The organism is Streptomyces sp. NPDC127084 (assembly GCF_042724175.1).
Classification (GTDB): domain Bacteria; phylum Actinomycetota; class Actinomycetes; order Streptomycetales; family Streptomycetaceae; genus Streptomyces.
In genome coordinates this window covers 1-5,635 of the sequence record NZ_JBHXFA010000262.1, presented here as the reverse complement: position 1 = coordinate 5,635, position 5,635 = coordinate 1, and the positions used below count along the sequence as shown (strand labels likewise).

3 protein-coding genes and 1 pseudogene are annotated in these 5,635 nt (G+C 69.7%); all 4 read right to left on the bottom strand.

The features are described 5' to 3' along the window. Positions 1 to 135 precede the first annotated feature (135 nt). Positions 136 to 2,304, bottom strand: a complete 2,169-nt coding sequence (locus tag ACFWI9_RS32610; RefSeq protein WP_387168419.1) for a trypsin-like serine protease — start codon at positions 2,302 to 2,304, stop codon at positions 136 to 138. A gap of 55 nt (positions 2,305 to 2,359) precedes the next feature. Next, complete coding sequence (locus ACFWI9_RS32605) at positions 2,360 to 2,857, bottom strand: hypothetical protein (RefSeq protein WP_387168417.1); 498 nt, start codon at positions 2,855 to 2,857, stop codon at positions 2,360 to 2,362. A 333-nt stretch (positions 2,858 to 3,190) separates the two neighbouring features. After that, entirely contained in the window at positions 3,191 to 3,586 is a 396-nt protein-coding gene (locus ACFWI9_RS32600) for a hypothetical protein (protein WP_387168421.1), read from the bottom strand. Next, positions 3,586 to 5,635 (bottom strand): annotated as a pseudogene (locus tag ACFWI9_RS32595) (hypothetical protein); the annotation flags it as partial. The pseudogene ACFWI9_RS32595 and the gene ACFWI9_RS32600, both read right to left, overlap by 1 nt.

Here is a 5,635-nt window from a genome sequence, read left to right as displayed (position 1 = left end):
AGCTCTGTGAGCTGGGGTCGCCGCTCGCCGCGACCGCCAGTACGGTTGACGGTCTCACCGCGGATCCGGTCCCGGCGTGTGGCTGAGCCGGCGGGATCGGGCGCAGGGCAGGGCCGTCAGTGGGCCGTGGATCGGCTAGCGGGCCGCATAGCCGAAGCGCGCGCCGACCGACGGCAGGCCGCCTGAGCCGGGCTTATAGGTGGTGGTGGCCGCCTTCGTGCCACCGCTCACATTGGCCCACGGCAGTGCGTGTACGGCGCCCAGGGAGGGGCCGTAGGGCATGCCGATGTACAGGTGGGTGCCGGTGAAGTGGATGCTGCGGCCCACGTACTGGTTGGCAGCGGGGGTGCCGGGCAGGCCCGGGGCGTTGCCCGCCTCGATCCAGACCTCGGAGTCACCGGCGGTACCGAGCAGTGGGAACGTCTCGACCGCGCCCGCCTTGGTGGCCGTGCCGACGGCTTCTCCGGGCACGCCGACCGCGACGCGCAGGTTGGCTGCGGAGCTCACGGCACGGGGTGCGGTGTTGATCGCCGTGACCTTCTCGCCGAACCGGTCGTCGGTCTCGGCGGTTCCCGCCACGGTGTCGTCGGCGGTGCCCTGCGAGAGGGCGTCCTCCTCGGTGTACGCGCCCGCGCCGGTGACCTTGAAGGTGACGACGCGGCCCGCTTGGGCCTTCTCGGCACCGCTCCCCACGACCAGGCCCTCGCCGGGCGATCCGACGACCAGGATCGAGTCCGTGGCGGACGCGGCTCCGGACGGGCGGTACTCGACCAGGGCGAGAGAGGCGCCGAACGCGTCGCCCGTCTCGGAGGCACCGGAGACGGTGGCCAGGTCCTGGTCCAGACCGGCCAGCGGCTTGGGGTGGCCGTCGGCGTGCAGCGTGTGGGAGAAGAGCGCCACACCGCCGGCGCCCGCGATGGTGCCGATCTTCTCGTTGGGCGCACCGATGGCGATGTGGTGTGCGTCGGCCGCGATCGATGTGCCGAAGCCGTCGTTCTCCTCGGCGTTGCCGGGGACGTCGGTCTTGTCCTGGTGGATGGCGATGTTGGTGGCACCGCGGAGGTAGAAGGCGCTGCCGGTCTTCTTGACCGTGCCGAGGGCCTCGCCGGGTACGCCGATCACGAGGTACGGCTCGCCGGTGGCGGTCTGGCCCGCGGCAACGGCGTGGCCCATGCGGTCGCCCGCCTCGGAGTCGGATGCGGCGATGCTCCCCGCGCCGGCACCCTGCTCCAGGTGGGTGGCCTTCTGCGTGCCCGTGCCGAGGCCACCGGGCGCGCCGTACAGCACGTCGACGAAGCCGGCGTCGGTGGCGCTGCCGACGTCTTCGGAGGGAGTGCCGACGGCGAGGTCGGTGTAGCCGTCCTCGTTGTAGTCGACGGTGTCGATGCTCTCGCCGAACCAGTCGTCGGTCTCGGCGCCGCCGGCGACCCAGTCGAGGTCCTGGTTGACTTCGGCGGTGCCCTTGCCGCCGCCGTACACGATACGGACGACGCCGGCACCGGTCGTGGTGCCCACGGCGGCCTTGGGGTCGCTGATGGCGAGGTCCGCGACGCCGTCACCGTTGAAGTCGGTGATGCGCACAGCACCGGTCTTGGAGCTCACCCACGAAGCCAGGTCGTCGACGCGCGAGATGACGCCGTCGGTGCTGGTCTGGGCGGCGTCGGTGCCGTAGCAACCGCCCTGGTATGACTGGCTGCTGAGGCCAGCGAGGGCGGTGCCGCGGATCACCGGCCCGCCGGCGTCGCCGGAGCAGGCGGCCGCGCCGTCCTTGCCGGTGACGGTGGCACCGGTGGTGGTGGCGGAGTTCACCGTGTAGGTGCCGGTGTGCAGGTTGAGCGGGGCCCACTCGGTCTTGGTGCGGCCGTATCCGGCGAACTTCAGCTCCTCGCCCGCGACCGGCGCCGAGGTGGCGAGCGGGATGGGGGCGATGTTGGTCACGGGGCGGTTCAGACGGGCCAGGACAACATCGCGGTCGCTGCGCGGTACGAGCTCGACGACCCGGCGCTCGGCGCCCTGGGTGCCGCTCAGGTCGGCGCGTCCGATGATGGCGGTCGTCTTCGTCTTCGGGGCACCCGGGGGCACGGTGAGGCTCACAGCCGGGTCCTCGGCGAAGCAACTGGCCGCAGTCAGCAGCCACTCGGTGTCCACGAGAACGGCGGCGCAGCCGCGGTCGTGCTCGCCGATGATGACCTGGGCGGCGTAGGCGTAGGTGGTGTCCGAGCCGGCGACCGGAGTACCGGTGACAGCGGAGGCGGGCACCGCGCACAGCGCGAGCGACCCGGCGGCGAGGACTGTACCGAGCATGGCCGGGCGGAGACGTCTGGGGGAATGCATGGGGGTGGCTACCTCAATCACAGAGCTACTTGGTGGTTCGGATCTCGACCAGGACGTGCTCGCGGCCGTCGACGGACTCGCCGACTCCCTCCCAGGTCTCCGCGGGGATGTCGTACTCGACGCGCTCGTCCTCGGCGGTCATTTCGAGGTGGGTGTTGCTGGAATCGTCGGTCCGCACCCCGTGCACCGAGTTGAGCTCCAGAGTCAGGAAGCCCTCCTCACCGGTGACTTTGAAGCACACGTCCGCCCGATCGCGGGCGAGGAACTTCAGGAGGTTCTTCTCACTCGCGCAGTCGGCGAGCACGATGCGGCCGTCGCCGCGCTTGAGGAGGATGCCCTGTTCGGCCAGGATCTCGTCGGCCTTCGGGTAGTTGTAGTCCTCGACGGCGTATCCGGGCGTCGCGTCGGCGACAGTTCCGATGGCGGCATTGGAGGGCTGGCCCCCGGCCATCACGGCCCATGCCAGGGCGCCGGCGGCGGTCGCGGTGCCAAGAACGCGTGCCAATGTGCTGCGTGGCTTCATCACAGTCCTAGAAGTCGACAGTCGGCAGGAGCCGACCGGAGAAACTCTCCACCGCCCCCTGCGGTTCAAGTTCCTTAATGGAAGCGGGGGTTGGTGGGCGAGTCCAATTCAGAAATCGGGCAGAAGTCGGGCAACCCCGGGGTGGCTGTCGTGATGTGCGTCACCCGTGGAAATGGTTGTAGTGATCTTGATAAAGAATCGGTACGCGATCCGTCGGAGACTCGCTCGGCGGACGGTCGCGCGCCCGGACCCGGAAGGGCGGCAGCCGGGCTGCGGAAAGGTATGTTCCGTCAGCCCGGCGGCCGCCGTCGGACGTAGTGCGGTACGCAGGATCTACGGTGCGGTCGTCTTGGTGAGTTCCAGGGACGGCGGCCCATCCGGATCGGGACGGAACTCAACCGCTTCCCGGCCGCTCGGGTAGAGCTGGATGCCGGAAATCTTGCCGAGTCCACCGTCATCAACCGTCAGGTAGATGAAGTCGCTGGACGCCTGGCTGTCGTGAAACTCCCAGCGGCCACCGAAGTCGGCAGGGTCTGAGGATCCGTCTGCCGACACGTCGGTGGCGGAGAACGTCCCGTCGGAATCGAGCAGGAGCTCGCCGCCGGTCTTGTCGTTGCGGTACACGCCGGGCAGCTCCTCGGTGGCAACCGAGCCCGTACACCCCGAGTTGAGTACAGCGGAAGCGGCCAGGGCGGCGACGAGCCACCGCCCACTCGTCCTCTTGCGCATCACGGCCCCAGCGTAACGTTGAACTCGATCACCTGGGTCTTGGGTGACATAGGCCCGGAGTCGCCCACGACCTTGTCGACGAGCGAACCGACGGTGTTGCTCCACCAGTCCGTGTACCCGATGACCGGCGGGTGCGTCGCGGACTCGATGTCCGATTCGTTGAACGCGGTGTACCGCCACACCACGGAGCCGTCCGCGTTCTTGCGGATGGGAGTCATCCGGACGTTGTGCGAGCCCAGGAACGTGTACGCCAGGTTTCCGGTGAGCCCGGCCGTGGAGAGCGTCCCGTAGTCCTCGAGGTACTTCCCGGCACCGTCGAAGCCGCCGAGCTGGTAGTCGTACAGGTAGGTGTGCCCCAGCTCGAAGTTCCCGGACTGCGTGCGGGAGGCGAAGAAGGCGATGACCTCCTTCGTGAACTTGTGGTCACGGTAGAGACCGGTGAACTCGTCGTCCGGCCCGAAGCACTGCGACTGGGGACCCTTTCCGGTGAGCCAACTCCAGCCCAACTCCCATGGGTTGGTGCTGTTGCCCGATTCGATGGGGTCGCCGAACGGTGTCAGGCAGCTCTCGGCGCCTTCCGGAAGGCCGTTCTCCCCCGGATTGATGGGAACGGTCGCGTTGTCCAGCGCGTTCTGGATCGCCTCGCGCATCGCGGCCTGGATGACAAGGACCATGGCCTCGAACGCGGCTTGGGCCGCCGCGTTGGCGTCCTTGCCCGCTTCGAGTGACGCCTTGCGGGCAGCCGTCGCCGAGGCGGCGGCGTCCGCGGCGTAGGACGCGGCGACACCGGCGGACTGCACGGCCCGTGTCGCAGCGTGCCGCGCCACGCTGCTCGCCTTGCGGGCCGCGGCGGCCGCCTGACGTGCGGTCTCGGCGGACCGCGCGGCGTCGGCCGCGGACCCTTCGGCGGCCTCGGCGTTCTTGCGTGCTTCATCGGCGGACAGCTTGGCGTCGGCCGCGTAGCCCTTGGCGCGGTCGGACCACTCGATCGCCTTTTCGGCGGCGTTGCGTGCGAGGGCTGCCGCCTCGGATGCCTTTGCCGCGTCCTCCTGTGCTTCCTGCGCGACCTTGGCCGCGCCCGCGATAGCCGCACGGATCGCGCTGATGTGCGTGGCGTGATCGTGATCGAGCCGCGCGAACTCGTGCTGCGTGGTCCCGATGAACTGGCGCAGCATGTGTGTGTCGCCCTCGAGCGCGATCTTGGCGGCCGCCTGGACGTAGGGGCCTCCGTTCGCCAGGAGGGTGGTGGCTTTCACGCGGTCGTCCTCGCGGACAGCTGCGGCGCGTTCGACGTGCAGGAAGGTGTGCAGGGCCTCGGCGGTGCCCTCTTCCAGCGCGGCCTCAGCCCCGCGTCGCACCGCGGGACCGGTGTGGTCGTCGGCCAGGAGCGTGGTCACCTCGACCCGGTTGTCTTCCTTGGCCGCCTCGATCGCCCCGCTCTCGAGGAAGGTCTTGATCTTCGCGGCGTCCTCGGTCTTCAGCGCCGCCGCGGCAGCCGTGGCCACGTCCTTCGTGGAAATCGCGGCGGTCGCCGCGACGTTCTCGAGGTTGTCCTGCCGCAGAGCGATGACGCGGTCCGTCTCGACCCAGTGGACGACGTCCTCGTCCGAACCGGCCAGCGCGTACTCCGCGGCCCCCCGGGTCCAGGTGCCCGACCGCTCGATGAGCTGGACCGCTGCCTTACGCCCCGTCGCCGCAGCCTCCGCGGTCCTTCCGTCCCGCAGCGCCGACTCGGCGGAGCTGATGAGCGACAGCAGCTCTTGGGACAGGCGTGCTTCCTGCGTCCGCTCCCGGTTGAACCGTTCGAGCTGATCCGTCTCCGCGCTCGCCTCGAGCCGCGCCCGCTCGATGGCCTCGTCGGTCTCCTCGACCAGCCTGGCGATCTCGGCCTCACGAGCGGTCTGCTCGACCTTACGTGCCTTGTCGACGGCATCGGCGGCCTTGTTCGCGGCTTCGACGGCAGCGTTGGCGGCGGCCGTCGACCGGTTGGCCTGGTCGACCTCCTGTCCCGAGAAATTAGCAGCGTACTCAGCGTCGGCGGGCGCCAGT

What these genes read in the sequence shown, in the direction of transcription:
- ACFWI9_RS32600 (WP_387168421.1), bottom strand. Translation starts at nt 3,586, where the DNA reads ATGCGCAAGAGGACGAGTGGGCGGTGGCTCGTCGCCGCCCTGGCCGCT.
- ACFWI9_RS32610 (WP_387168419.1), bottom strand. Translation starts at nt 2,304, where the DNA reads ATGCTCGGTACAGTCCTCGCCGCCGGGTCGCTCGCGCTGTGCGCGGTG.
- ACFWI9_RS32605 (WP_387168417.1), bottom strand. Translation starts at nt 2,857, where the DNA reads ATGAAGCCACGCAGCACATTGGCACGCGTTCTTGGCACCGCGACCGCC.